Origin of the sequence: Rhodocaloribacter litoris (assembly GCF_011682235.2) — a bacterium.
Lineage (GTDB): Bacteria > Bacteroidota > Rhodothermia > Rhodothermales > ISCAR-4553 > Rhodocaloribacter > Rhodocaloribacter litoris.
Genome location: NZ_CP076718.1, coordinates 963,335 through 989,671, shown reverse-complemented (window position 1 = coordinate 989,671; position 26,337 = coordinate 963,335). Strand labels below are relative to the sequence as shown.

General features: G+C 69.2%; 19 protein-coding genes. 15 read left to right on the top strand and 4 right to left on the bottom strand.

Annotated features, from left to right (window positions below; all coding sequences use genetic code 11):
• Nucleotides 1-10 precede the first annotated feature (10 nt).
• From GQ464_RS04165 to GQ464_RS04095, 15 genes are all read left to right on the top strand, one after another.
• Entirely contained in the window at nucleotides 11-1,138 is a 1,128-nt protein-coding gene (locus GQ464_RS04165; RefSeq protein WP_166979712.1) for an SGNH/GDSL hydrolase family protein, read from the top strand.
• A 3-nt stretch (nucleotides 1,139-1,141) separates the two neighbouring features.
• The gene (locus GQ464_RS04160; RefSeq protein WP_166979694.1) at nucleotides 1,142-2,179 is read left to right on the top strand and encodes a glycosyltransferase family 2 protein; all 1,038 of its coding nucleotides are present in this window, start codon (nucleotides 1,142-1,144) and stop codon (nucleotides 2,177-2,179) included.
• Complete coding sequence (locus GQ464_RS04155) at nucleotides 2,176-3,219, top strand: glycosyltransferase family 2 protein (protein WP_166979692.1); 1,044 nt, start codon at nucleotides 2,176-2,178, stop codon at nucleotides 3,217-3,219. The genes GQ464_RS04160 and GQ464_RS04155 overlap by 4 nt, the downstream gene beginning before the upstream one ends.
• The gene (locus GQ464_RS04150; protein WP_166979690.1) at nucleotides 3,216-4,310 is read left to right on the top strand and encodes an endonuclease/exonuclease/phosphatase family protein; all 1,095 of its coding nucleotides are present in this window, start codon (nucleotides 3,216-3,218) and stop codon (nucleotides 4,308-4,310) included. The genes GQ464_RS04155 and GQ464_RS04150 overlap by 4 nt, the downstream gene beginning before the upstream one ends.
• On the top strand, nucleotides 4,307-6,127 hold the full coding sequence (locus tag GQ464_RS04145; protein ID WP_166979688.1) for an asparagine synthetase B family protein: 1,821 nt from the start codon (nucleotides 4,307-4,309) through the stop codon (nucleotides 6,125-6,127). Before GQ464_RS04150 ends, GQ464_RS04145 begins: the two co-directional genes overlap by 4 nt.
• A gap of 14 nt (nucleotides 6,128-6,141) precedes the next feature.
• Entirely contained in the window at nucleotides 6,142-7,941 is a 1,800-nt protein-coding gene (locus GQ464_RS04140) for an asparagine synthase-related protein (protein WP_166979686.1), read from the top strand.
• A gap of 21 nt (nucleotides 7,942-7,962) precedes the next feature.
• Nucleotides 7,963-8,886, top strand: coding sequence for a hypothetical protein (locus GQ464_RS04135; RefSeq protein ID WP_166979684.1), 924 nt, complete (start codon nucleotides 7,963-7,965; stop codon nucleotides 8,884-8,886).
• Between the two features lie 12 nt (nucleotides 8,887-8,898).
• Nucleotides 8,899-9,753, top strand: a complete 855-nt coding sequence (locus GQ464_RS04130; RefSeq protein ID WP_166979682.1) for a glycosyltransferase family 2 protein — start codon at nucleotides 8,899-8,901, stop codon at nucleotides 9,751-9,753.
• A gap of 57 nt (nucleotides 9,754-9,810) precedes the next feature.
• A complete protein-coding gene (locus tag GQ464_RS04125) occupies nucleotides 9,811-11,109 on the top strand; it encodes an NAD(P)H-dependent oxidoreductase (protein ID WP_228350579.1) in 1,299 nt (432 codons plus the stop codon).
• Nucleotides 11,110-11,242: 133 nt separating this feature from the next.
• Nucleotides 11,243-12,343: a nucleotidyltransferase domain-containing protein gene (locus tag GQ464_RS04120; protein WP_166979680.1), complete on the top strand. Its 1,101-nt coding sequence runs from the start codon at nucleotides 11,243-11,245 to the stop codon at nucleotides 12,341-12,343.
• Nucleotides 12,344-12,513: 170 nt separating this feature from the next.
• Nucleotides 12,514-13,905 (top strand): aminotransferase class III-fold pyridoxal phosphate-dependent enzyme, encoded by a 1,392-nt coding sequence (locus GQ464_RS04115; protein ID WP_166979679.1) that lies wholly within the window; start codon nucleotides 12,514-12,516, stop codon nucleotides 13,903-13,905.
• Between the two features lie 70 nt (nucleotides 13,906-13,975).
• Nucleotides 13,976-14,971 (top strand): NAD(P)H-dependent amine dehydrogenase family protein, encoded by a 996-nt coding sequence (locus GQ464_RS04110; RefSeq protein WP_166979677.1) that lies wholly within the window; start codon nucleotides 13,976-13,978, stop codon nucleotides 14,969-14,971.
• A 112-nt stretch (nucleotides 14,972-15,083) separates the two neighbouring features.
• Nucleotides 15,084-15,551 carry a hypothetical protein gene (locus GQ464_RS04105; protein ID WP_166979675.1) on the top strand — a complete coding sequence of 156 codons (468 nt, stop codon included), beginning with the start codon at nucleotides 15,084-15,086 and terminating at the stop codon, nucleotides 15,549-15,551.
• A gap of 675 nt (nucleotides 15,552-16,226) precedes the next feature.
• Nucleotides 16,227-17,474, top strand: coding sequence for a hypothetical protein (locus GQ464_RS04100; protein WP_166979673.1), 1,248 nt, complete (start codon nucleotides 16,227-16,229; stop codon nucleotides 17,472-17,474).
• 255 nt (nucleotides 17,475-17,729) lie between these two features.
• A complete protein-coding gene (locus GQ464_RS04095; RefSeq protein WP_166979671.1) occupies nucleotides 17,730-18,128 on the top strand; it encodes an SWIM zinc finger family protein in 399 nt (132 codons plus the stop codon).
• 10 nt (nucleotides 18,129-18,138) lie between these two features.
• On the opposite strand, the gene GQ464_RS04090 is transcribed toward GQ464_RS04095, so the two are convergent.
• From GQ464_RS04090 to GQ464_RS04075, 4 genes are all read right to left on the bottom strand, one after another.
• Entirely contained in the window at nucleotides 18,139-20,781 is a 2,643-nt protein-coding gene (locus GQ464_RS04090; protein WP_166979670.1) for a caspase family protein, read from the bottom strand.
• A 55-nt stretch (nucleotides 20,782-20,836) separates the two neighbouring features.
• Nucleotides 20,837-22,918: a caspase family protein gene (locus tag GQ464_RS04085; protein WP_166979668.1), complete on the bottom strand. Its 2,082-nt coding sequence runs from the start codon at nucleotides 22,916-22,918 to the stop codon at nucleotides 20,837-20,839.
• 114 nt (nucleotides 22,919-23,032) lie between these two features.
• Nucleotides 23,033-23,344, bottom strand: a complete 312-nt coding sequence (locus tag GQ464_RS04080) for a hypothetical protein (protein WP_166979666.1) — start codon at nucleotides 23,342-23,344, stop codon at nucleotides 23,033-23,035.
• 157 nt (nucleotides 23,345-23,501) lie between these two features.
• Nucleotides 23,502-26,132 (bottom strand): protein kinase domain-containing protein, encoded by a 2,631-nt coding sequence (locus tag GQ464_RS04075; RefSeq protein WP_228350578.1) that lies wholly within the window; start codon nucleotides 26,130-26,132, stop codon nucleotides 23,502-23,504.
• Nucleotides 26,133-26,337: the final 205 nt, after the last annotated feature.

The following is a 26,337-nucleotide window of genomic DNA, read 5'->3' as shown; positions in this document are numbered from 1 at the left end:
TCATGTTCGTATGAAACGTTCGTCCTTCTTTGCACGCTTCTTTCGCGGTTTGCTGCTTGGCGCAGGCGCCCTTTTTCTGGTGGTCCTGCTGGCTGAACTGAGCGGGCAGGCCCTTTTCCGCGTGAAGGAGGGGCGCTGGCTGTACCGGGGGCGCCCCGCCCCTTTGATGAGCGTGGTCTTTGAACATCACCCCTACCTCGTGGGGCGGCCAGCGGCCACGCTGCAGGTGCCGCTGTGGGGCAAGAAGGTGACGCTGACCGCACAGCGCACCCGGTGGACGGGGGCGCCGGCGGACGCCGGGAACCGCATCCGCGTCGCCGTGCTGGGTGGCTCGGCCGTCTTCGGGGCGCACCTGCCGGACGAGGACACCTGGCCGGCCCGGCTCCAGGAGGCCCTGGGCGACCGCTACGCCGTCTTCAACTTCGGCGTCCCCGGCTACTCGACGGCCGAGCACGTCATCCAGACGGCCCTGATCCTGCCGGAAGTCCGGCCGGATGTCGTCGTCTTTTACACCGGGCTGGACGACCTGCGCAACTACCATCGCTTCGACGCCACGCCCGAGTACCGGGCGCACGGACTGGAGCAGTACGAGAACCTGGAGGTCGCCGCCGGGCCGCCGCCCTCGTTCTGGGAGGAGCTGAAGAGCCGTTCGGGTCTGGTGCGGCTCACAGGCTTCGTGGGGCGGCAGCTCGGCCTGGACGACGAGCGCGGTGAGACGACGCCGGCGCCCGAGGGGGCGTACCGGGCCCCCGATCCGTATGTGGACGGCGTCTACCGCCGTAACCTGGAGACGCTGCGCAGCCTGGTGCGGGAGCGCGGGGGCTACGCCGTCTTTGTGCCGCAGGTGGTCAACGAAGCGGCCTATGCGGGGCGCGAGGGGACGCACGCATGGACGCCCCGCATCGTCGACGACGCGCTGCCGGGGCTGCTGAGGCGGTTCCACGGGCTGGCGGAGGGCCTCTGCAACGAGGCGCCCTGCATGGTCCTGGCTGATCTGCCCGACCGGGGCTGGACGCCGGAGCATTTTCTAGACGAAGTGCATTTCAACGCCGAAGGCAGCCGGCGGCTGGCCGAGATGGTGGCCGCGCGCATCCGGGCACTGCCGGTGAGAACCCGACCGGCCGTTGATGGCCAATGACCCATGTCCGTGCCCGTCTCCATCCTCATCTGTACCCGGGATCACCTGGGGCCCCTCCGGGAGACGATGCAAACCGTTGCGGGGCTGGCAGTACCGCCGGACCTCGATCCCGAGCTGGTCGTCGTGGACAATGGCTCGACGGACGGCACGGCCGCCTGGGCCCGCACGGTGCGCCTGCCGAACATACCGGTGCGGGTCGTCGAGGCGCCGCGGCCGGGGCAGGCCCGCGCCCGCAACGCCGGGCTGGCCGCCGCCCGGGGCGAGATCATCCTGTTCACCGACGACGACGTGGACCTGCCGGCGAACTGGCTCGCGGCGATGTGTGCGCCGATCCTCGCGGGGGCGGCGGACGCCGTCCGGGGCACGTCGGTGCTGCACCCCGCACTCGTGCGCCCGTGGATGCAGGTCTTTCACCGGGCCGTGCTGGCCGTCACCGAAGGGATGGATGAGGACCGCCGCGCGGACATGGTGGGCCTGAGCATGGGCTTCCACCGGCGCGTGCTCGCGCGGGTGCCCGGCTTCGACCCCGATCTCGGCCCGGGCACGTACTACGGCTTCTTCGACGACACGCTGTTCTCCTACCAGGTGCAGGCGGCGGGCTTCCGCGTGGCGACGGTACGGGAGGCGCCGGTGGTCCACCGCCCCGACGCGAGCCGCCTGGGGCGGGCGGCCTACCTGCACGCGGCCCGGTGCCGGGGACGTGGCCTGACCTACATCGCCTACCACTGGCGGCATGAGCCGGAGGCGCGGTGGACCCGCCGCACCCGGCCGTGGCAGGTCTGGCGGCATCCGTGGGCCGTGCTGGCGATCCGCCGGCTCCGGCTGGGCCTGTGGCGCCTTACCCATCCCCGCGCGGTGCGCCGGAGGGAGGGCATCGACCTGGCCGAGTTCCTCCTCGTGAACCAGTACGAGCAGGCCCGCGAGTACGTACGGCTGCGCCGCCGGCCCCGGGCGTACGCGCGGGAAGGGCTCGTCAAGCAGGCCGGCGAGGTGCCTGACGGGCAGGCGCCGGCTCCACGACCGGCGGAGGTGTCGCCATGAGCGGGCCGAACCTGTCCATCCTCATCTGCACGCGGGACCGGCTCGAGGCCCTGAAGGAGACGCTGGCTTCGGTCGGACGCCTTGCTCTGCCGCCCGGCCTCACCGCCGAGCTGGTGGTGGTGGACAACGGCTCGACGGACGGGACGGCCGCCTGGGTGCGGTCGGCGCGCCTGCCGAACATGCCGGTGCGCCTGGTGGAGGAGCTCCGCCCCGGCACGGGCTACGCGCGGACGACGGCCCTCTACGCCGCCCGCGGCGAGATCCTGCTGTTCACCGACGACGACGTGCGCCTGCCCCCCCGCTGGGCCGATGCCATGACCGCGCCGATCCGGGCCGGGCTGGCCGACGTCGTGGGCGGCACGTCCGTCCTGGCCCCGCACCTGGAGCGCCCCTGGATGACGCCCTTCCACCGTGTCAACCTCTCCGTCTCGGTGGAGCGCGGGGCGGGCGATCCGCATCCCATCACGATCAGCATGGCCCTGCACCGGCGCGTGCTCGAGAAGGTGCCGGCCTTCGATCCCGAACTCGGTCCCGGCTCGACGTACGGCTTCCAGGAGGACACCCTCTTCGCGAAGCAGCTCATCCTGGCCGGCTTCCGGGTGGTGTGGGTGCGTGATGTGCCGGTGGAGCACCACCCCGACGCCGCGCGTCTGACCCGCCGGGCGTTCCTGGCGGCGGCCCGGCGGCGAGGACGGGCCATGGCCTACCTGCGCCATCACTGGCAGCATGGTACGGAGGCAGACTTCACCCACCGGAAACACCCGTGGGAGGTGTGGCGGGTGCCCCGTGTGGTGCTCGTGAAACGGTGGCTGCACCTCGGCCTGTGGCGCCTCACGCATCCCCGCGCGGTGCGCCGGACGGAGGGCATCGACCCGGTCGAGTTTGGCCTGGTCAACCAGCTCGCCCAGATCCGGCAGTACCTGCGGGAGCGGGGCCGGCCCCGGCATTATGACCGTTACGGGCTGGTGAAGAAGCGGGGCGTGCTGCCGGACGTGCCGGTCCGGCGTGACGCGCAAACCGTGCGGGAGGCCGGGCGATGAGCGGAGTGCGTCGCGTTCGGGCCGGGATGCTCGTCGTGCCGGCGCTCCTGTTCCTCGGGGGCTATGCGGCGGCGTACGTGGCGCCGGGTCCGGGCGTATGGGTGCTCCAGCTCCTCGGGCCGCTCGTGCCGCCGCTGAGCCTGGTCGTGGTGGGCGTCGCCGTGTGGGTGTTGCTCCGCCGGGCGCCCCTCGCGCTCCGGGGCCTCTATGCGGGGATGCTGGTGCTCGTGGCCCTCCGCTTCGGGGGCGACGTGCCGCGGCTGTGGCGGCCGGTGGCGGTGCCTCCGGGGGCGGCCGGGGATACGCTCGTGGTCCTCTCGCTCAACGCCCGCGGGCCGGAACGGACCGTCTCCCGCGCGTTCCGTGACGTGCTGGCCGTGTACCGTCCTCACGTAGTGGGCCTGCAGGAAGCGGCCATCGCGTTCTACGGTAACGGAGAGCAGGGCTTTTCGGGCGAAGTCTTCCCGGTGCTCCAGGCCGGGTACGGGCTGCCGGACCGGTCCGGCGAAGGGGTGCAGGGAGTCGGCCACCCCGTCTTCGTGCGTGGCCTGGCCGGGACGTTCGAGGTCATCCCCGTCGGGCCGGCGGGGGAGGGAGGGCATGCCGTCCGGGCGGAGCTGTCGTGGTGCGGGTGTACGTTCGTGGTCTACAACGTGCACCTGCGCTCGTACCTGAGCAAGGTGCCCCTGGAGGAGGGGCGCACCGGCCTGGGTCGTCTCGGGCGGGCGCTGCGCACGCTGCGCGACGACGTGCTCGTCCGGGCCGGGGAAGCCCGCGCCTTGCGCCGCCGCATCGAGGCGGAGACGAGGCCCGTGCTCGTCGTGGGGGACTTCAACGCGACGCGGCACGAGTGGGCCTTCCGCGAACTCGCCCGCGGCTTCACCGACGCCGTCCGGGCGCGGGGGCCGCTCTACGCCGCCACGTTCCCCGCGCGCCGGCCGCTCGTCCGCATCGACCACATCCTGGCCGGTCCGGGCTGGCAGGTGCTGGCCGCTGGCATCGGTCCGGCGATGGAGGCCGACCACCGCCCCGTGCTCGCCGCCCTTCGCCTCGACGCCCCGGCCAACGATTCGACCCGCACCTGCCCATGAACGATCTGCCCCGTCGTCCTGTCCTTGCCGGCGTTCATGACCCCGACCGTACGGGCCTGGCCGCCCGGTTCCTGGCGCACACCTGGCCGGCCGGGTACCGGGTGGTTGGGGTGCCCGCCGCGGATCCGGTGCTCGCGGTGGCAGCCCATACGGCGCGGCCGGAGGTGGACGTGTACGCACCGGGCGACGACGGGGGTGCCGCCTATTTCGGCGAGGTCTATGACCCGGCGGCGGACGCCCCGGCCCGGCTCCTGCGCACGACGTGGGATGCCGCGGGGCCGGAAGGACTCGGCTGGATCGACGCGCAGGGGAGCGGCGTCGTCTGGTCGGAGGGTGGCCGGGAGGTGGCGCTCGTGCGCGATCGGGCCGGCGTGCCGCCGCTGTTCTACGCGGAGCACGGGACGGCCCTCCTCTGGGCCACCGACCTGACGACGCTCCTGGCCTCGGGCGTCGCGCGGGCCGTCGACCTCCACGCCCTCGATGCCTACCTGGCGATGGGCTGCCTCCCGGCGCCCTGGACGCTGGTCGAGGCGATCCGCAAGGTGCCGCCGGCGCACGCGCTCGTCCGCCGAGGGCGCGAGGCGACGACGGTGCGGTACTGGCTCCCGGTCGTGTGGCCGAAGGTGCGCCGGGAGAAACGGCTCGTGCCGGCGCTGAAAGAGCGGATCGAGGCGAGCCTGGCGCGGCGGACGGCCACCGGCGGCCCCTTCGCCGTGCTGCTCTCCGGCGGCGTGGATTCGTCGCTCATCCTGGCCGGCCTGCGGCGCTGGCTGGACGTGCCTGTGACGGCCTACACGTTCGACTACGAGGGGTACGAGGGACCGTGGAACGAATACGAGCGAGCACACCGGCTGGCCCGGCATCTGGGCGTGCGGCACGAAAAGGTGCCGATGGGGCCGGCCTGGGTGGCCGACCGCCTGCCGTCGCTGCTCCGTCAGTACGAAGAACCCTTCACCTTCGGCATCCATACCGCTCGCCTGGAGACCCTGAGTGCCGGCAGCATCGGCACGGTGCTTACGGGGGCTCTACCGGGCTTTCCCGTTGCGTGGGAATTGCCCGGGACCATTCGACTTGCGCTTGCGATCGAGGCCCGGGGTATCCCGAAGGGGCTACTTCGAGGGGTTCGATGGATGTTCCGTCTGGGTCCCCTCAAACGACTCCGCCCCGTTGTGGAACTTTCCTCGCATCCCCTGCCCGAGATGTATACCCGGAAAGGGGTAAACATGATTCTTTCCGCAGAGACACGGAGCCGGATCTACCGGGATCCGCGCCTCGTGGAAACGGGCAAGATGGCCCGACAGGCGGTGATGGAGGCGCTGACTCCAACCGCCGGTGTACAGAACCCTGAGGATCGGATGGCGCTTATGGGGAGTGCGATGCTGCCGGCAGAACATATCCTCTGGTGGAACCACCGCTGGGGCGAAGCGCACGGCCTCTGGTTTCGGTATCCGTATCTCGATCGCGATGTCGTTACGTTCCTGGCGCGCCTGCGGGGTGACCGGAACAAGACGCTGCTGCGGGAAGTGGCGGCCACGATCATGCCCCGCGAGATCGCCTTTGCGCCGAAGCTGGGGCAGGCGGCGCCCCTGTGGCGCTGGCTCGCCATGCCGCCCCTGCGCGACCTCGTCCGCGCCACGCTGACGCCGGAGCGCCTGGCGGCGACGGGCCTCTTTCGCACGGAGCCCATCCTGCAGGCCCTGGAAGAACACCTGCAGGGCAGGCGGGCGCATCAGTGGCTGCTCTGGACGATCCTGTCGTTCCTGCTCTGGCAGGAGCACGTGCTCGATGCGCCCGCGCCGGACCCCCGTCTCATCTGACCGAAGTGCCCCCTATGGCCGATTTCTTCCTCATTGCCGATCCGGATCCGGAGCGCCGCCGGCAGTACCTGACGGCCGCTTGCCGCTGGCTCGATGCACAGCCGGGCGAGCCGGTCCGCGAGGTCGTCGCCGGGGAACGGCATCTGGCCGTCCGGGCGCCGACCCCCGCGCCGTACCGGAAGCACCGCAACGCGGACGGCAGCGTGCTCGTGCGTCTGGGTGATGAAGCCGGCATGCCGATCCCCCCGCTTCGCGATGAGGACCCGGAGGCCGCCTTCCACGCCTGGTTCGAGGCGGCCGATCTGGGCGTGCAGGTGTGGCTGGAGGCCGAGGGGAGCGTCTCGGTGGCGGCCGACCTGCTCGGTCTTTTCCCCGTCTATTTCCTCGACCACCCCGGCGTGTTGCTCGTCGCCAGCAGCCCGTCGCTCCTTCTGTTGCATCCGGCCTGCTCGCGGGAGGTCGACCGCGTGGGGCTGACGAGCATCCTGATGTACTCCTTCCCGTGCGGTGAGCGGACGGTATGGCGGGCGATCCGGCGGCTCCGCCCGCGCCACCAGCTGGTCTGGGAGGCCGGCGGGCCGCCGCGCTCCGAGGCGATGTGGGACGCGCGGGAGGACGTGCAGCCGGGCGACATGGACGCGCACGCCGGGACCTTCGACCGGCTGCTCGCGGCGTGGGCAGAGCAGGTGACGAAGCCGGTGAACCTCCAGCTCAGCGGGGGGCTGGATTCGCGCCTGGTGGCCGGCTACCTGGCCGGGCGACCGGGGGCCGTCGCCGAGGCGTGGACGTACGGAGAGCCCTCCGACCTCGAGGCCCGCGCGGCGGCCCGGGTGGCCGCGGCCTGCGGGTGGCGCCACCGGGTCGTCCCCGTGCCGGTGGAACGCTATCCGGCCTGGATGGAGGCGCAGATCGACGCCGGACACCTGACCAACGCCGTGACGGATTTCGCGCTGTGGGCGATGAGCGAGCACGCCGGCACGTCGCCTCTGGCCACGGCTACCGGCTACCTGGGCGACATCGTCATGGGCGGCAACCACATCGGCCGGGGGATCGGCACGGAGGATCCACAGGCAGCCTTCGGGGTTACGACGGCGCGGATCAACCGGGGCTACGGCCTGCCGCCGGAGGCCGTAGAGCGCCTCTGGCGCGGCGGGGACGGCCCGGATCTCGTCGCCGCCTGCCAGGAAGAGCTCTTCGCTACGTACGTCGCCCAGGGCGCCACGACCGAACGCCGGGGCTGGTGGTTCGACCTGATGCACCGCGACCGGTACAACTTCGCCCGGCTCGTGCTCGTGATGGCCCGGCACACGTGGCCGCTCGTGCCGTACTGCCGGCCCGCCGTCGTACGGGCAGCACAGCAGATCCCGCAGGAAATCTTCGGGGCGCGGCGGCTCCAGCGGCACCTGCTCGCCCGGCGCTTTCCCGGCCTGGCGTCCCTGCCGCTCGACGGCGGGCAGCTGGCGCAGTGGGCTGTCCGCTATCCCTCGCGGTGGGCACAGCGCCGCTACATCCTGGCCGAGCGCCTCCGGGAGCGCGTCCGGGCCTGGCGTGTCCGGCACACCGCCTACGAGCCCCGCGTGAACCACCGGCTCTGGGACATGAACCGCAACCCGGCCTGGGCCGCGCTCCGGGAACAGGCCTACCGGCGGCTCGACGCCGTATCCGACCTCTTCGACGTGGATGTTTTCCGGAGCCTGTTGCCCCCGCCCGGCGATCCCGTGCCGCTGGCCGACCCGCTCCAGGGCGCCGGGCTGAAAACCCTCGTGGGCGTCGTCCTCTGGTCGGTCCGGTATCGACAGAAACCCGGCGCGTAGCGTTTCACCTTAACCAGATACATGAAGACGGTTTACCTGCATATCGGAACCCATAAGACGGGGACCACGAGCCTGCAACATTTCTTCTGGAGGGCAGCCGGAACGCTGGCCCGGCAGGGGGTGCTGTATCCCCGGACCGGACGCAGCGCGCGAAGTCTCTGGAGTCACCATGAACTATCGTGGTCGTTCCACCGGAGGCAGGCGGCGCCGCCCGAACGGTTGTGGAAGGCGCTGCAGGAGGAGATCGAGGCCTCGCCGGCCGACCGGATCCTGCTCAGCTCCGAACACTTCAGCCTGCTGGGGCCGTCCTACCTGCGACAGCTGGCTGCACACTTGAAGGGATATCGCCTGGAGGTGTTGCTCTACCTGCGGGCGCCGAAAGATTTCCTCCAGTCGCTCTACGGACAGTATCTCCGTTCGCGCGGGCATCGCACGTTCGAGCGGTTTCTGCAGTCGGCATGGAGTCGTTGCAACTACATGCGCCTTGTGAGGCGGTGGGAGCGGCTCGACGGGGTGGCCGCCCTGCATCTGCGGCCTTTCGACCGGGTCAAACGGACACCGGGCCTCGAGGCGGATGCGGCCGCCTGCCTCGGGCTGGACTTCACCCCGCTGGCGCCGCTGGTCTTGCCGCCGATCAACACGACGCCACCGCGAGAGGTGCTGCGCCTCGTCCGCGGGGTTTCCCGCTGGGAGAAGCGCCTGGTCTACGGGGCAGGCCTGCCGGCGCGCCCGGTCGGCGGTGTGGCCCGGCGGATGCGCAAGATGCTCTACCGGAAGGGGCCGGTCCTGGCCTCGATACGGGCCACGGCCGGACGGGATGCGTCGTGGTTCGAGGAGGTCCCGGCACCCGTGCGGGATACTTTCCTGATGCGGCTCCAGGATTCCCATAAAATTTTTCTCGACCGCTATATCGATCCCGAAGATCACAGATTTCTTCGTTTATAGAATATGCCGGACGTGCGTCTGATTTCCGTGGGCATCCTGACCCGCAACGGCGGCGACGGCTTCCGGGCCGTGCTCGACGTGCTGGCGCGGCAGGTGTGCCCCGTGCCGCATCAGGTCGTCATCCTGGACAGCGGCTCGACCGACGGAACCCCGGAAGCCGCTGCCGAAGCCGGCGCCGTCGTTCATCGTATCCGGCCCGAAGACTTTTCTTTCGGAGAAAGCCGTGACCTGCTCTTTTCCCGGTGCGAAGGGGAGATCATCGCCACGATCTCGCAGGATGCCCGTCCCGCCGGAGTGCACTGGCTGGAGCGGATTACCCGGCCGATCCGGGAAGGGCGGGCCGATGTGGTTCAAGGCATGGAGCTTTTGGACGATAAGACTTTCTACTGGGAGCGCATCGGTCGTTTCTATTCCACCAGCGAATGGCGACCTTTTTTCGAGCGGTACGGATGGCCCGGTCTCCCCGGCCTCTCGACCGTCAACCTGGCCGTGAGCCGGCGCGCCTGGGAAGCCACCGGCTTCGGCCCGATTCCCATGTGCTCGGACAAGCTCTTCCAGAAGCGGGCGGTGCAGGCCGGTCTGCGGGTCGAGGCATGCCGCGAAGCCGCCGTCCATCACAGCCATCACTATACCATCCGATCCCTGTTCAAACGATGCGCCAACGAAGGCATGGCCCTGCGGCTGCTGGGGATCAGCGTCGGTACCGGGCAGACCTTGCGCGACGTCCTGAACCGGAAAAACCACCGTGCCCTGGTGCGGGGGCTTCTTCGGGGTGAGGTACGCCGGCCGGCCGAGGTGCTTTTTCCCCTACTGCGCCCGCTGGGGATCTGGTACGGCTATCGCTTCGTCGCCGGCTATTGGCATTGACAGGAACACTCATTGCATTATATCATGACAACAAGAACGGTTTTGCCCCAGCCGGGTATGGCCATCTCGAATTCAGTCGTACAGCGTCCTTTCAGTATGCGCGAGCGGTTGCTGGCGCTGGAGGAGGAGATCCCGGTGGCCATCGTGGGAGCCGGGGCGATGGGGCACGGGCTCTTGTACCAGTGTACGGTCACGCCCGCTTTTCGGTGTGTGGCCTTGGCCGACGTCCGGCTGGAGCGGGCGGTTGCCTGTGCCGAAGCGCTCGGCCTGCCGTATCGCGTCGCCACGTCGGAGGGGGAGCTGCACGACGCCATCCGGGCGGGCCGGCTCGCCGTCTGTGAAGACGCCCTGTGGCTAGCCTGTGCCGAAGGCATTCGGGTCTTCATCGATGCCTCGAACGCCATTCTGGAGGCTGGGCGGTTCTGCACCGCGGCTCTTGAGCACGGCAAGCACCTCGTCATGATGAACGCCGAGGCGGACCTGGCCTTCGGTCCGTATTTCATGCGGCTGGCCGAGGCCAACGGGGTCACCTATGCCAGCTGCGACGGCGATCAGCACGGCGTCATCAAGCGTCTCGTTGACGACCTGACGCTCTGGGGGTTCGAACTCGTCATGGCCGGTAACATCAAGGGGTTTCTGAACCGGTACGCCAATCCTACCTCGATCATTCCGGAGGCGGACAAGCGCCACCTCGACTACCGCATGTGTACCGCCTACACCGACGGCACCAAACTGTGCATCGAGATGGCACTGCTGGCCAATGCCCTGGGCCTGAAAACGGCCGTTCCCGGCATGTACGGTCCCCGGGCCGGGCACGTGAGGGAGGTGCCCGAACGGTTCGACCTCGACGCCCTCCGCCGGGAGCACGGCGCCGTCGTCGACTACGTCCTCGGGGCTGAACCCAACGGCGGTGTCTTTGCCGTCGGCTACTGCGACCATCCGTACCAGCGCCGGATGATGGACTATTACAAGATGGGGCCGGGACCGTATTACGTCTTTTACCGTCCCTATCACCTCTGTCACGTCGAGGCCATGGATGCTATCGCCGCCGCCTTCCTGGAGGGGCGCTGCCTTCTCCAGCCCCGCGCCGGCTTCCGCACCGACGTCTATGCCTACGCCAAGCGCGACCTGCAGGCCGGCGAGATGCTCGACGGGATCGGAGGCTACACCTGCTACGGCCTGATCGAGAACGTCGCCGACCAGGCGGTCGCCCCGGGCCTGCCCGTGTGCCTGGCCGACGGGGTGCAACTGGCCCGCGACGTCAAGAAGGACGAGAAGATCTTGCTGGAACACCTGATCTACGATCCCGCACGGCTCGACTTTGAACTCTATCGCCGGGCGCAACAGGCCACCTGAAAAGAGGAACGGAGAGGCGTCCATACTTTTTTCATCTGCCCACCTTCGCTTTTTTCACCCGGTTCTTCCCGCCATGATCGAAGGCAGCAGGCGTGACCTGATACGTGCACCGGTGCGGAGCAATGCTGCATCCATGACCGCTGTCCCCGCCGCTGACCCGGGCAACGAGTTCGAACTGGTTGTCCGGTGTGCCCGTGTGCACCGTTCGGAAGCGGACGAACACCGTCTGCACCGTCTGTTCCAGCACGGGATCGACTGGCCGTTGGTGATTCGCCTGGCCGCTTACCATAACGTGCGGCCCCTGCTGTACGACACGCTGCGCCGGCTGCCCTCCGGTACCATACCGGAAGAGGTGCTCCAGAACCTGGGACGCCAGGTGCACGCCATCGCCGCGTTCAACGCCTTTCTGGCCGGTGAGCTGGTGCGGCTGGCCCGCCTGTTCGAAGCGCGCGGGATCGCGTCGCTGGCCCTCAAGGGGCCCGTCGTGGCCCGGATGGCCTACGGCAGCCTGGGGCTGCGACCCTTCATCGATCTCGACATCCTGATCCGGCCGCACGATTTCCGTGCCGTGGAGCAGTTGCTGCTCGAGGAAAACTATACTCCCTTCCCGCAGGTGGCCCGGCGTAACGAACTTCGCCGGCAGATCTACCTTCGCCTCTCCCGGCAGTACCAGTTCGCCCGCGAAGGGATCTTCAACCTGGATCTGCACACCCACATCATGCCGCCGCTGTACCACTACACGATCCCGTTCGACGAGCTCCGGCAGCGGGCCGCGGCAGTGCCCATGGCCGGCGGGACGGTCTACGGGCTCCAGCCCGAGGACCTGCTGCTGGTTCTCTGTTTCCACGGGGAGAAGAACCGGTGGGAGACGCTGAAATACATCTGCGACGTTTCCGAGCTGATCCGGTCCCATCCGGGCCTCGACTGGGACGTGACGCTGGCGCGGGCCCGGCGCACCCGCGCCCTCCGGATTCTCTATCTCGGGTTGAGCCTGGCCCATCACTACTTCGAGGTGCCGCTGCCGCCGGAGGTGCTCACCGGGATCAACCGGGACCGGGCCGTCCGGCAACTCACCGGGTACTTCACGGAGCGACTGCCCCGGCAACTCGAACTCGGCATCGCGTCCTTCGGCGAACGCATGCGCCTGCACATGGCCCTGCAGAACACGCTCCTGACCAAGGCCCGTTATCTCTTCTTCGCCTTTCTGCGCCGCATGCTCGACTTCGAAGCCTGACCGGCGCCCGTGAAGAGCGTACAAATTAGCCGGCCGGCGATGGAAGAAGTGCGGGCGATTTGCTAGCCTGCGTGCGGGCAGCCGGTTCCGCCCGGTGCAAGCCGAGCCGCGCACCGGAGCAGGCGGGTGGCTACGCCCGGCCTCGCAGATCTTTTCGTCCGACGTTCCCCGTGAAGCAACGGAACTACGCACCGCTCATGGCCGAACTGGCCGGGGCCTACGCGCGCCATGCCCCGGCTTCGGCGGCGCGGCACACGCACGCCCTGCGGCATCTCGTCGACGGGGTCAGCCACGGGCTCCGGTACGTGGAGCCGTTCCCGCCCTGCCTGACGGCTGCACGGGGCGCCTGGGTCGAGGACGAGGACGGCCACCGCATCCTCGACTTCTGGCAGGGACACTATGCCAACCTGCTCGGGCACAACCCGCCGGTGGTGACGGAGGTGCTGGCGCGGGCCTTCGCCGGAGGGTATGGCCTGCAGACCGGGCTCATCGACCGGGCGCAGGCCGAGGCGGCCGACCTCCTGTGCCGCCGCACCGGGGCCGAACGGGTGCGTTTCACCACCAGCGGTACCCTGGCGACGATGGCCGCGCTCATGCTGGCCCGGGCCTTCACCGGGCGGGAGCTGATCCTCAAGGTCGGGGGCGGCTGGCACGGCGGGCAACCCTGGGGACTCAAGGGCGTCGGCTTCCGCGACGGCTTCGACCACCTGGACAGCCACGGCCTGCCTCCCTCGGTGGCGGAACACGTCCTCCTGACCCGCTTCAACGACCCGGATCACCTCCACGACACGTTCCGCCGGTATGGCGACCGCCTGGCCGCCTTCATCGTCGAGCCGGTCATCGGGGCCGGCGGGATGATCCCGGCCCGCCGGGTCTACCTCCAGGCTGCCCGTGAGCTCACCCGGCAGTACGGCGCCCTGCTCGTCTTCGACGAGATCATCACCGGCTTTCGCTTCCGGGCCGGAGATGCCGGGGCGCTCTACGGCGTCACACCCGACCTGGCTGCTTTTGGCAAGACCATCGGGGGCGGAATGCCGGTGGCTGCTGTCGCAGGCCGGGCCGACGTGCTGGCCCTGGCCGGGCGCGGCGGCACGGTGCGGTTCGATGGCGGCACCTATGCGGCCCACCCGGCGGCGATGCTGGCCGCCCGCACGATGCTCGAGCACCTGGTGACCCACGAGGCGGACGTCTACCCCGTACTCCGGGAGCGCGCGGTACAGACGCGGAAGGTCGTCACCGGGGCTTTTGCCGGCGAAGGTATCTTCGTTCGCTTCGCCGGGGACCGCGTCGACGACCTGCCCGGCTGCTCGCTCCACATGCCGCTTTTCCCGTACGAGGAGGCCGCGGACCGCCCCTTCGACACCCCGGACGAAGCCCTCGATCCCCGGCTCACGGACCGGGAGCTCGCCGAACGGGTGCTCCGGCTGGCCCTGCTGCTCGAGAACGTGCATACGGTGCACGGCCTCGGGGCCACCACGACCGCGCACGCCGAAGCCGAGCTCGCTTTCCTCGGCGAAGCCTGCCGGCGGGCGGCGGCCCGGATCCGCCCCTTTTTGTCCTGAACCCCTTTACGGACGCGTGATGCGCCCGTTTTTTTACCTTGCAAACCAGCGAACCAACGTCTTCTTTTCCATGACGCAACCGATTCGTGTCATTCAGTATGGCCTCGGCCCCATCGGCTGTGCCGTGGCGCGCCTGGCCGCCTCCCGCGACGGCCTCACCCTCGTCGGCGGCGTGGACATCGACCCGGCCAAGGCCGGCCGCGACGTGGGCGAGGTGGCCGGCCTGCCCGCACCGCTCGGCGTCCCCGTCACCCGGACGCTCGCCGAAACGCTCGACCGCACCGGAGCCGACGTCGTCCTGCACACCACCAGCTCCTATTTCGATCTCTTCAAGCCGCAGATCCTGGAGATCCTCGAAGCCGGCCTCGACGTCGTTTCCACGGCCGAGGAGCTGTCGTTCCCCTGGCGCGATCACCGGGCCGAGGCCGAGGAGATCGACGCCGCCGCCCGGAAGGCCGGCAAGACGGTCCTCGGCACGGGCGTCAACCCGGGCTTTCTGATGGACACGCTGCCGCTGGCGCTCTCGGGCATCTGCCAGGAGGTGCGCCACGTGGCCGTCACCCGCGTCATCAATGCCTCGACGCGGCGCGGGCCGTTCCAGAAGAAGATCGGCGCGGGGATGACCGTCGAAGCGTTCCGGGAGCAGATGGCCGCGGGGCGCATGGGCCACGTGGGCCTGCCTGAGTCGATGGCGATGCTGTTCGACACGCTCGGGCAGAGGCTGGTGCGCTACGAGGACGGCGTCGAACCGGTCGTGGCCGAGACGCCCGTCGAGACGGAGCACGTCCGCGTCGGGGCCGGGCAGGTACGCGGGCTCCGGCAGGTGGCGCGTGGCTTCACCGACACGGGCGAGTTCGCCGTGCTCACCTTCATCGCCGCGCTGGCCGAAGAGGATGACGGCGACACGATCCGCCTGACGGGCCGGCCCGACCTGGAGGTCCGTCTCCGGGGCACCAACGGCGACCTCTCCACCGTCGCCATCGCCGTCAATGCCGTCCGCCGCGTCCACGAGGCGGCGCCGGGGCTGGTGACCATGCGCGACCTGCCGGTGGTCTCGGCCTGGTAGTCCCTCGCCTGCCGCGTCGCCGCCCGGGGGCTTGTGACAGGGATCTGTTTTTCTTAAGATTGATGGGAGAGCGGGGACCCACCGGCACAAGCTTCAACGGGAGGAGGACGTCATGGAAACGCGCGAGGTCGATATGGCCATTGCCCGTCAGATCGAGGACGGATACCGGCGGATCGGGGAAAGTATCGAAACCCTCACCCGGCCGGAAACCTGGGAGATGCCGGCGGACGATTTCGTCCGGTGGAAGCTCGATCTGTTGTGGCGCCTGCGGGATTTCCAGACCCTCCTGCTCAAACAGTTCGATCTCGAGGAGGAGGGCGGGTTCATCCAGGACGTGGTGCGCCTGGCACCGCAGTATGCCGCCCGGGTCGAGACGCTTCAGGAGGAGCACCACAAGGTGGTGGCCGATCTCAACCACGTGCTCAACGTCCTGAAGGACATCCGGGCCCCGTCGCCCGCCCGGACCCGTCGCCTCCGCGAGCGCTTCACCGACGTGATCACCCTGTTCGAGCGACACGAGTCGGCCGAGAATCGCCTCCTCCAGGACGTCTACTTCCAGGATTACGGCAGCGGGGATTGAGGCGAGCTCCGAAGGGCTTTTGATGATCAGGGGACGCTTCGCTCTCCCGGTGCGGCATTTCTTCTTTCCGGGAGACGCCGAAGGGGAGCACTCCGGCCATGTGAGACCACGTGCCGGTCTGGGGGCAAAACCACGGGAAAGGAGGGTCCGGAGGCCGTGGTATAGCGTGGGCCATTCGTGTTGAAGGCGTCGTTGCGAAGAGTGCGCCCTGCCGGCTGCTGGATGGGCCCGGGCGGAAGCCCGCGGCTACATGTGGGCAGCCCGGGCTCTCCTGTGGACCAGGGGGCGCACCCGTGAAGGGTGCGACTACATCGCTCTTCACCATGACGCCCTCAATAGCATTGACCAACGCTATACGCTCCTTCACAGGACGGCCGGTGCATTTCCGGCAGATGCTTTATTTAGTATGAAATTTGTGACAATGGCGCGTCGAGGGCGGTATGGAAAAGTGGCCGATCTGTGACAGTTTCTTGAAATAAAAGAGCGCCGGGTGGTCGTCCTTTACCATAGTGCACGTTGTTTGTCCGAAAATCGGACAGAATAGGCGTGTGCAACCTTGTTTCTCTTTGAGAAATATATTTTTGTCACGATTTGGTGGCAAAAATATTCGGTTGTGTCGTTTTAACAAGACAAAGGAGAGCCATGAGAAGTTTGAACGCTCTTGGGAAAAGAAGTATGCCGGTGCTGGTCCTGGTGGGCCTGCTTGCGCTGTGGGGATGCGACAGCAACGAGGTGGCCGGTCCGGATGACGGCGAGCGGGTTCGCCTGGAGGGCCGGGTGACCGACGAGGCCGGGTACGGGAAGACGATGGCGGACGTCGAGGGGGCCGTGGTGACGGCGGCCGAGGTGACCGCCAACGGTTCGACCCGTGCCCTCGACGGCCAGGCCACCACCGACGCCGGCGGGCGCTTTGCGCTGGACGTCCAGACCGACGCCGAGGTGATGGTGTTGACGGCAACCAAGGAAGCCTTCACGACGAAGGTGCTCGTACAGCGCCGGGGAGAGGCCACCGTGCGGGCGATGCCGATGACCACCGAGTCGAAGGCCGAGGCGGACGTCTATGTGGAAGCCCGGTCCCGCGCCGGAGACGAGGTGACGGCGGCCGAGGTGGCCGTGCATGTGGATGCGGACGTCGCCGCGGAGATCGAGGCCGGCACTACGACGGCGGCCGAGGTGGCCGTGGCGCTGGCCCGCGGCACGGAGGCCGAGGAAGAGTATGCCCGGGATGAGGGCGAGGTCGACGACGAGACGGTGGGCCGTAGCCGCGAGCGCAAGCGCGAGGCGTTTCTGAACCTGCAGGCGGCGCTGCATGCGGCCGCCAACGCGCAGGCCGAAGCCTCGGCGCTGCAGGCGCTGGAGGAGGCCGTCGCCCGGGCCTATGTCGACGCCGGCGCCTCGGCCGAGGTACAGGCCAAGGCCCGGCAGGCCGGCAAGGCGGCCCTGCTGAAGTTTTACACCGGCACCTCGGCCCGGGCGCGGTTCGCGCTTCGCAAGCGTGCCACCCTGCTGGCGGCCTATGCCCGTGCCCGCGCCGTTGAGACGGCATTCGAAGCTTCCGGGGCTGCTTCGGCACGGGTCAATGCGCTCGTCGAAGCACGGAACACGTTGATGGCACGTCTCCGCGCCGCAGCCAGCGAGGAGGCACTGGCCGATGCCGAGGCGGATTACCGGACGACCGTCGAGGCGGAGCTGGCCGCCGAGCTGAACGTCGATACCACACTCATCACGACGGTCAAAACCTCCCTGAATACGCTCAAGGGCACGCTCGATGCCGCCGTCGAGGCGGCGACGTCGGCCGAGGTCGTGGCCTCGGCACATGCCAGCTTCTACAGCAATGCCGAGACGACAGCCGCCGCGGCCCTGGCGACGAGCAGCAAGGCCGAGCTTGGCGGCCGCGTCCTCGCCCTGCTGGCAACGAACTAGGTAGTCACCCGGCCGGGCGACGCCGTCAAGGTGGGCGTTTCCCCCTCTCGGGGACCGGGCTCCCGTCGTGGAAATGCGGCGGGAGCCCGGTCTTTTTCTTCCCGGTGGGTCCGGATCAAACGCCAGAATCCCTCTTCGCCCCCCTTTTCTTTTGCCGGTCTTTGTCGGATACTGAAGGGAAGACGATAGGCTGGACCGAAAGCAAGAAGTGCGCACATGGGCGGTGTACTGGAAATACCGGGCTTGAGTGAAGCGATGATCCAGACCCACGCGACCGGAGATTCCATCGAACGGGGGCGGGCATACTTTCAGGCAGGGGCGGTACGGTCGCTGCGGCGGGCGGGGCCGGATGTGGTCGAGGCGTACGTGCGGGGCGGCGCACCGACGCCCTATACGGTTCGCCTGCGGCACGACGAGCGCGGCCTCGTGGAAGCCCGGTGCACCTGTCCTTATCATGCAGGGGCCTGGTGCAAGCACATCGTGGCCGTGGCCCTGGCGTGCCTGCACGAAAGAGGGGCGGAACCGGTCATGGCACGGCTCGAAGCGCTGGACCGGGCGGCGCTGGTGCAGCTCGTCGGGCGTCTGGTCGAGGACGACCCGCTGCTGGCCGAGCGGGTGAAGGCCGAGGCGGAACGGCTCCTGCGTGGCGACTAGGGGCTGCGGGTCACTGGCGACGGATGAACACGAACTCCCCGCCTTCGTGCCCGGTCCCCTGCACCACCCCGTACTGCGGGACGGTGGCCTGCAACTCCGGCGGCGCATTGCTGATGACGGGCTCCTGCAGGCGGTCGAAAACGGCCCGGGCCGTGAGGAAGGCGGCGTCGCTCTCGCGCAGCGTCTTGAGCAGGTAGTGCACGAAGATGCTCTTGTCGGGCACCACGGTCAACGTGCCGCTGGTCATGGCCTGGCGGCTGGGGATCTTGTAGAGCTCGCGGATGGCCCGGTCGGCGGTGCTGAAGGCGTCACGCGTGCGGAAGATGCCGCCGCTGAAGCAGGCGTCGGAGATGAGCAGCGTGTGCCGGGCAGGGATGCCCTTGAGGTAGGTCTGCAGGGTGTTGTTCGAGACCCACTTGGAGCGCCGCTCCTTCTCGGCGTCGGCCGGCAGCCAGAAGCCCTGCTCCATCCGGTCATCCCAGGTGCCGTGCCCGGCGTAGAAGATGAGGAGGTTGTCCCGGGCGGTCACCGTCTGGGCCAGCCGGTCCAGCTCGTTCATGATGTCGTCTTTCTTCGGGTTCTTCAGGAAGACGATGTCCTCCTGCTCGAAGGTAAAGTGTTCGGTCAGGGTGTTGATGAGGTTCTGCGCGTCCTGCAGCGGGTAGGTGAGGTCGTTGATCGCGTCGGAGGTATAGTCCTGCACGCCGATGACGAAGGCGTAGTACTTGCCAACGGCGGCGGGATCGACGGCGTCGTCCCGGGTCGTCTCGGACTCGAAGTCGCGGGTAGCGGTGGCGCGGGCTAGGAGGTCGGGCGGGGGCGGCTTGATCAGATGGACCTGGGAAGCCCCGGTACCGGCTTCGTAGGTGTCGATGAGTTCGTCGAGGAGCTTGAGCCGCCAGGTGTGGGTGGGCAGGGTCTCCTGCACCCGGATCGAGTCTTTCGGGACGACGCCATACTCGTGCTCCACGCCGGCCTCATCCACCCAGAACAGGTCGAGGGGGGCACTGGCGGTGTTGACGAACGTGACGGCCACGGGCTGGGGCGGCTCGGCGCCGGTCAGGTCGAGGGGGGCCGGGTCCTCGGGCGGCTCGTCGGGGTCCACTTCGGGTTCGTCTTCGGGCAGGGGCGGGCCGGGGCTGACAACGGCCAGATCGGCTTCGCGGGCGGTGACGTAGCGCACGTTGCGGAAGGCCAGGCGGGTGCCGTCCAGCGCCTCGTTGCCGTAGACGACGAAGCCGGCATATCCGCGCGGGGCGAGCGGGGTGCCTTCCAGGCTGGCCTGCGCCACCGGCCGCCCGTCGACGGAAACGGCCACGGCGCGGGGGGTGAGGGTCACCTCGTAGTGCTGCCACTGGCCGGCACGGACGATCTCCTCGCCTTCCTCGAAGTCGAGCCAGGCGTCGAGGCCCTCGGCATAGAAGCCGGTGCGGAACCAGAAGCCCTGGTCGGTGGGGGCGGTGCGGAAGGTGAGGGCATCGGCCTCGGGGTCGCCCCAGGGCCGACGGCTCTCGGAGAAGGCGACGATGAGCTCCTGGCGGGGATCGTCCAGCCGGGCCTCGAAGGCCAGCGTGAACGCGGCGGCCGCGTCGAGGTCATACACGGGTCTCCCGGTCCAGAGGTACAGGGGGCGGTAGGGGAGGCTGAAGCCGTCGGCCGTGGCCTCGATGCCGGCGACGGCGGGTAGGGCTTCGAGCCGGTCGAGGGGCAGGGGAACCGGGGCGTCGCGCACGAGGGCCGGCGCGGGGGCCGTCTCCACCAGGGCGTCGCCGAAGTGGTCGGACACGGCGACGTTGCGGAACGCGATCGTCGTGCCGCCCAGCGCTTCGTGGCCGAAGACGACGAGGCCCACGTGGCCGCTGCGCGGGATGTTGGCACGGCGCAGGCTGGCCTCGGCCACCTGCCGGCCGTCGATCATCACCTTGAACGTGGTGCCGGTCAGGATCAGCTCGTAGTGTTGCCACTGGCCGGCCCGCATCACCTCCTCGCCGCTCTCGAAGTTGAGCCAGGCGTCCAGCCAGCCTTCGTAGAAATTGGTGCGGAACCAGAAGTCCTGGTCGGAGGGGGAGGCCCGCAGGGTGAGGGCGTCGGCGCCGGGGATGCCCCACGGGATACGGTTCTCGGAGAAGGCAATGATGAGTTCCTGGCGGGGATCGTCGAGGAGGGCGTCGAAGGTGACGGAGAAGGCGGGGTTGCGGTCGAGGTCGTAGACGGGCTGCCGGGTCCACAGGGTCAGCGGGCGATAGGGGAGCCGGACTTCGTTATCGCCGCGTTCGATGGACGGGTAGGGGGGACGGGCCACGAAGGCCGGCGGCTTCAGCTCCCGCAGGGGTGCGGTGCGGACGGTCACGTGTTGCCGGGGCTCGTCGGTGGCCACGTAGGTCATCAGCAGGCGGCCCTCCTGCCGGAAGCGCCATTCGTGGGTGGCAAAGGTGCCCTGTTGCCACGTCATGTCCGGCTCCAGCACGCCGTAATCCTGTTCCTCGCCGGAGAAGTTGAGCCAGTAGACCTGGACGGGGGCCCCGGTGGCGTTCGTGAGGTGGAGCGTGACCTCGGCGTTATCGGTCCGGAAGCGCTGGGCGTCGGCGGGAGGCGCCGCCAGCAGCAACGTGGTCAGGCAGGCGACGATGAGGCAGGCACGGGGAGCGCACATGGCGGGCCTCCAGCGGGGTTGGTTCCGGAAAGGGACAGGGGGGAGGGAACGGGGGTCAGCGGCGGCGGACGACGTAGGCCGTCTGGGCGGTGAACCAGTCGCCCACCTCCTCCGGGGTGAAGTCGCGGGTGGTGTTGCCGGTGGCCTGCAGCAGCAAGAGGCCGAGGGGATCTTCGGCCAGCCGGCCGGTGGGATCCTCTCCCCGGATTCCCTCCTGCATCAGGCTGCTGAGGTCGACGGGGGCGGTGGTGGCAAACACCTTCAGGACGTCGCGGGTGTAGGGGCGGTCGTCCCCCTCGGGTAGCTTCAGGTTGCGGATGCGGAACTCGTCGCTCTTCTGCCCGGCCTTGAGGCGCTCGCCGGCGCCGGGCGGGAACGGGTAGAACGGCTGGATCTTGCCGGTGGCAAAGAGGGCCACGCCGGTGATGTAGAGGTCCTTTTCGGTCCGGTTCTCGAACGAATAGAACATCGTGGCGCCTTCCGAGACGTCGTTCCACGGGCGGCTGCCGTCGTGGTTGGGGTCGTCGAAGCGCAGGTGCAGCACCACCTGGGCGCGGTCGTCGGCGGCTTCGAGGGCCAGCACGTTGAACCACCGTGCCCACTGGCTGACCTGGCGAACGACGTGGTCCACGGCGTCGGCTTCGTCGAGGGGGACGGGCGTGGAGAAGACCACCTCATCCTGGCGGACGTGGATCCGGCCCTCGTGTTCGTAGAGGCGCAGGTGGTAGGTGTCGGCGTCTTCGGCGACGGCCTGGATGTGGGGCAGGGCGTCCAGCCGCTGCCTGACGGCCTGCAGGGTGGGCGAGGCCGCCAGCCCTTCGTAGCGCAGCTGCATGTGCAGCTCGGGGTAGCGGTGCTCCCGTTCTACGGCCCGCGCCGCCTCGGGCAGGCCGTCCGGCGGGGCGGAGAGGACCTCGGCCTCGGAGGTGAAGGCGTCGACGTGGGTCAGCCGGAGCGAGGCGATGGGCTCGGCCGGGGGCGCAAACCGCTTGGTGCCGGGCGGGTAGACGTCGAACCGGGAGCCGGCGGTCATGCCGTGCACGGCCCCGGCCTGCAGGCGGGCCCGGCCGTCGGGGAGGGGCTTCACCAGCAGATGCGGCTCGGCCAGGCTGGAGGCGTCGCTGAAGGCATAGCGTTCCCGCCCGGTGCCCTCCAGCTGGGGCGTCTGGTTGGCGAACTGCTCGTTGACCCGGCCCCGCACCACATCCATCAGGTCGGTATAGGTGAGGGCCGAGTCGGCGCGGCTCAGCGTCTCGGTGAGGTAGTAGGTGAGGGCCCCGTTGGGCCGGTCCTTCAGCTCCTTGGCCTGCTGGTCGGCCCGGGCACCGGAGATGAGCACGTAGTCGCGGACGGGAGCGTCCAGGGTGGCGGCGTCGGCGCCGGCCAGGCTCCGCGTGCCGGCGGCCTGCAGCAGGCTGTCCCGGTCGAGGCGGCGGGGGCGTCCCCCTTCGAGGTCGCGGGTGGCGGTGCCGGAGTGGCAACTGTCGAAGATGAGGGTCAGGTGCACCCCCTCGGGCAGCCGGCCCAGCAACGCCTGGATCTCGTCGTCCCGGATGTCGCGGGCGCCGTGCCGGTCGCTGTCGCTGGGGACGAGCGTCTCGTCGAGCCCGTCGAGCTCGTCGCCGGAGGCGTCGGGAAGCATCGACCCGTGGCCGCTGTAGTGGAAGACGACGATGTCGCCGGGGCGGGACCGGGCAATCAGGTGGTGCTCGAAGGCGTCGAGGATGCCCTTGCGCGTGGCGTCCCCGTCGCAGAGCGTCCACACGTTCTCCGGGGGAAAGTCGAACCGGGTGGTGAGCATCGCCTGCATCCGTGCCACGTCGTTGACGGCTCCCTTCAACTGGGAGAAGCGGGACAGGTTGGGGTAGGCGTCGATCCCCACGAGCAGGGCCAGCCGGGTGGGACTGCCGTCGGGGGCGCGGACTGCCCTCGCGCCGTTGCCGCCCGGCGCACAGGCGGCCGGAGCCTGGAGAGGCGTTGACGGCGTCGAATCGGGGAGCGGGGGTGTCTCCGGGTGTTCCGAAGCGAAGGTGGTGGCCGTCGTCGGGGCGGCTTGCGGGGACGGCGTCTCGCCCGGGACGCAGCCGGCGAGGAGGAGCCCGAGGAGCAGGGTCGAGAGGGCGGGACGAGGAGACATGGGGCGGTCGGGGTTGGCATCAGAGAGAGAGGACGGCGGTCTGGCCGTGGCACACGATGCCCCCCGACGGGGAGGAAGCCGCACGCCAGCACGGGTCGGCCGGACGGGCGCGGGTCACGGGCCGGTGGTGCCGCCGCCTTCACCCCCGCGAGCGCCCTCGCAGCCGGCCGAGAGGTCGCCCAGGATGGCTACGTAGGCAAACGAAATATTGATGGCGTCGGGCTGCACCTCCAGCGGCAGGCTCGTCCCCGCCGGGATCTCATAGCGCTCGCCGCCGAAGAGGGAGGCCGGCTCCACGCACAGGACCACGTCGGTCCCATCGGCCATGAACTCGACCGTGTCGCCGGGGTTGGGACTGATCGGGTCCGGGGAGAAGGTGCCGTCGGCCGAGATGGTGACGGTAAGGGTCCGGGGCGCCGTGGTCATAGCTCTTGGATCAGGAGTGTCAGACGTGTCCGGTGTGCTTTCCTGTCGATTCTGGCAGCCGGTACCCAGGATGAGGGTGCAGAGCAGGAGGGCGAGGAGCGGGCCTTGGACGTGGTTTTTCATGGCAGGAGCCGGGGCGGTGGTTTGTGGGTAGGCGTCAGTGTAGAGGAGGCGGCTGGTCGAGCAGGCGCATATAGGCCGGGTCGGTACGGAGGTCGTCGAGCCAGGTGGAGAAGGCGAGGACGGCCGGGGCGTGCCCGCGTTCGAGGGCCGCCTGAATGTAATGGAGGGCGCGTGGGCGGTCGCCCAGGATCTCCCAGGCCTTGGCCAGGTCGATCAGGGCGTCGGGCGAGAGGTCGGGGCGGGGAGGCAGGTCGAGGAGGAGGGCGCGGGCCCGGGCTTTGTCGCCCAGGCGGGCCAGGAGGGCTGCCAGCAGGGCGCGGGCCTCGAGGTCCTGCGTGTTGACGGCCAGGCGCTCGCGTGCGAGGCGTTCCGCCTCGCGCCAGGCCGTCGCGGCCGCCCCGGCGTCGCCGGCCCAGAAGCGGGCGTCACCCAGGTCCATCCAGGCCAGGCGGTTGGCCGGCTGGTTCTGTACGGCCTGCTCATACATGCGGGCGGCCTCGGCAAACTGGTCGCGAGCATAGTAGATCCCGGCCAGGTTCATGTAGGCGAAGGCGGTGGCCCGCCGGGCGTCGGGGTTGGCGCGGGTGGCCCGCTCATACCACGTGATGGCCTCGTCGAGCCGGTTCATGCGGTTGTACTGGACGCCCACGTTGTTGTAGCCCCACGGGTTGTCCGGCTGCAGGACGATGACCTGCTTGAACGCGGGGATGGCCTCTTCGTGATGCCCGAGGCGGCTGTAGAGTTGCCCGAGGGCATTGTGGTAGAGCCAGTAGGAGGGCTTCAGGTCGATGGCCCGGAGGTAGCTCGCCTCGGCCCGGTCGTCCTGGCCGAGCTGGACGTAGACGTCGCCCAGGAGGTAGTGGGCCGCTGCGTTACGCGGATCGAGGGTGAGGGCGTGCCGGTACGCGCGCTCGGCCTTCTGCGGAAAGCCCGTCTCGGCGTAAATCATCCCGAGGGTCACCTGCACCGGGGCCAGCCGGTCGTTGAGCGCCACGGCCTGCTCACCGTTGCGAACGGCGGCGTCGATCCACGTACGGTCCCGGTGGACCTGGTACTTGTGCAGGTAGGCTTCTCCCAGCCCCGCGTAGGCCAGGGCGTAGCCGGGATCCTCCTGCACGGCCAGTTCGAACAGGTTGACGGCGAGGTCGATGTGGGTTTCTTCCTCGAACCGCTGGAGGTAGCCGAGAGCGCGGGTGTAGAACTCGAAGGCGAGGGGGACGGTGGTGCCGCCGGCCGTGAGCGTGGCCCGGGCGTCCGGGTCGAGTTCCAGCGCCAGCAACTCGGCCAGGGTGTGAACCACACCTGCCTGCAGGGACGACAGGTCGCTCAGCGGTGCCTGAAGCTGCCGGCTCGCCAGCACCTTTTCCCGGCGGGGGTCGATCAGCTGGAGGGAGAGCCGGAGATCGGTCGCCGAGCGCTCGACGCTGCCGGCCACCACGAGGTTCACGTTGAACCGCTCGGCTGCCTGCCGCGTGCCGATGAGTCCGGCCTGGAGCATGTCCCGTGCGGGCACCACCGAGAGGGCTTCCCGGAACGTCTCCATCTCGGTCAGCTTGCTCGTGACCGTGTAGACGAGCCCGTCGATGAAGGCCCGGTTGGCCACGTCGCCGCCGACATTGTCGAAGGGGAGGACGGCCAGGCTCTGCTGCTCCGGCAGGCCGAAGCCGGGGAGGACGCCGCGCAGGGGCGTCAGCGCAAACAGGAGCGACACGGCGGCGAGGGCGGTGAGCCCGATCCAGAGCGCCCCGAAGCGCTCGCGAAGCCAGGCCGTGCGAGGGGGGCCGGCGACGGGTCCGGGAGCCGGCACCTTCCTTCCGGTATGGGGGGTGGACCGTGCCGCGGGGGTTGCCTGATCCGACGCCAGCACGTCCAGGTCGGCCAGCACGTCGGCCATGCCGGGGTAGCGATGCGCGGGGTCCTTTTCCAGGCACATCGACACGATGTGTGCCATGCCGTCGGGTACCTCGGGGTTGCAGGAGGTGACCGGCTCCGGGTCGGTGTTCAGAATGGTGTACAGTACGGCCATCTCGTACTCGCCGCCGAAGGGACGCCGGCCCGTGAGCATCTCGTAGAGCACCACGCCGAGCGCCCAGATGTCCGTACGGTGGTCGACGGCCTCGCCCCGTGCCTGCTCCGGGCTCATGTAGACGACGGTGCCCGGCGCCATCCCCGTCTGGGTCAGGACCAGGTCGCGTGTCTTGGCCAGGCCGAAATCCACGATCTTGAGCAGGCCGGAGGGGTATGCGGGCGAGGGCGGGGTGACGATCAGGTTGGCGGGTTTGATGTCCCGGTGGATGATGCCCTGTGCGTGGGCCCGGGCCAGCCCCCGGGCGATCTGCCCTGTATAGTCAAGGGCGGTCGAAGGGGGCAACGGGCCGCGTTCGATCCTGTCGCGGAGCGTCTCGCCTTCGTAGAGCGCCATCACGATGAAGACCAGCCCGTCGACGTCTCCGATGTCGTGGATGGTGCCGATGTTGGGGTGGTCGAGCGTGGCGGCCGTACGGGCTTCCTGCATGAAGCGGGCGCGGGCCGTGGGAGTCCGGCTCAGACCGGGGGCGAGAAACTTCAGGGCGACAGTTCGCTCGAGGGTGTGATCGAACGCGCGGTAGACTGTGCCCATCCCACCGGCGCCCAGCGTCTCCTGCACCTCATACTGGTTCAGCATCCGGCCGGTCATATCCCCCGGCGATGCGGCAGAGGACGGTGCCGAGACTGCGCCGGCCTGGCTATCCAGGAGCGAATCCACCAGCCCGCGCAGGCCCGGGTCATTCCCACAAGCCTGCGTAAGCCTTGTCGCACGGGCCGCGGCGTTCAGAGAAGCAACTTCCCGGACGATCCGTTGCGCACGCTCCCAGCGGTCTGGAGACGGA

What these genes read in the sequence shown, in the direction of transcription:
- GQ464_RS04075 (WP_228350578.1), bottom strand. Translation starts at nt 26,132, where the DNA reads ATGCTGAACCAGTATGAGGTGCAGGAGACGCTGGGCGCCGGTGGGATG.
- GQ464_RS04165 (WP_166979712.1), top strand. Translation starts at nt 11, where the DNA reads ATGAAACGTTCGTCCTTCTTTGCACGCTTCTTTCGCGGTTTGCTGCTT.
- GQ464_RS04120 (WP_166979680.1), top strand. Translation starts at nt 11,243, where the DNA reads ATGACCGCTGTCCCCGCCGCTGACCCGGGCAACGAGTTCGAACTGGTT.
- GQ464_RS04095 (WP_166979671.1), top strand. Translation starts at nt 17,730, where the DNA reads ATGATCCAGACCCACGCGACCGGAGATTCCATCGAACGGGGGCGGGCA.
- GQ464_RS04100 (WP_166979673.1), top strand. Translation starts at nt 16,227, where the DNA reads ATGCCGGTGCTGGTCCTGGTGGGCCTGCTTGCGCTGTGGGGATGCGAC.
- GQ464_RS04090 (WP_166979670.1), bottom strand. Translation starts at nt 20,781, where the DNA reads ATGTGCGCTCCCCGTGCCTGCCTCATCGTCGCCTGCCTGACCACGTTG.
- GQ464_RS04125 (WP_228350579.1), top strand. Translation starts at nt 9,811, where the DNA reads ATGGCCATCTCGAATTCAGTCGTACAGCGTCCTTTCAGTATGCGCGAG.
- GQ464_RS04145 (WP_166979688.1), top strand. Translation starts at nt 4,307, where the DNA reads ATGAACGATCTGCCCCGTCGTCCTGTCCTTGCCGGCGTTCATGACCCC.
- GQ464_RS04105 (WP_166979675.1), top strand. Translation starts at nt 15,084, where the DNA reads ATGGAAACGCGCGAGGTCGATATGGCCATTGCCCGTCAGATCGAGGAC.
- GQ464_RS04135 (WP_166979684.1), top strand. Translation starts at nt 7,963, where the DNA reads ATGAAGACGGTTTACCTGCATATCGGAACCCATAAGACGGGGACCACG.
- GQ464_RS04140 (WP_166979686.1), top strand. Translation starts at nt 6,142, where the DNA reads ATGGCCGATTTCTTCCTCATTGCCGATCCGGATCCGGAGCGCCGCCGG.
- GQ464_RS04150 (WP_166979690.1), top strand. Translation starts at nt 3,216, where the DNA reads ATGAGCGGAGTGCGTCGCGTTCGGGCCGGGATGCTCGTCGTGCCGGCG.
- GQ464_RS04110 (WP_166979677.1), top strand. Translation starts at nt 13,976, where the DNA reads ATGACGCAACCGATTCGTGTCATTCAGTATGGCCTCGGCCCCATCGGC.
- GQ464_RS04160 (WP_166979694.1), top strand. Translation starts at nt 1,142, where the DNA reads ATGTCCGTGCCCGTCTCCATCCTCATCTGTACCCGGGATCACCTGGGG.
- GQ464_RS04080 (WP_166979666.1), bottom strand. Translation starts at nt 23,344, where the DNA reads ATGACCACGGCGCCCCGGACCCTTACCGTCACCATCTCGGCCGACGGC.
- GQ464_RS04085 (WP_166979668.1), bottom strand. Translation starts at nt 22,918, where the DNA reads ATGTCTCCTCGTCCCGCCCTCTCGACCCTGCTCCTCGGGCTCCTCCTC.
- GQ464_RS04155 (WP_166979692.1), top strand. Translation starts at nt 2,176, where the DNA reads ATGAGCGGGCCGAACCTGTCCATCCTCATCTGCACGCGGGACCGGCTC.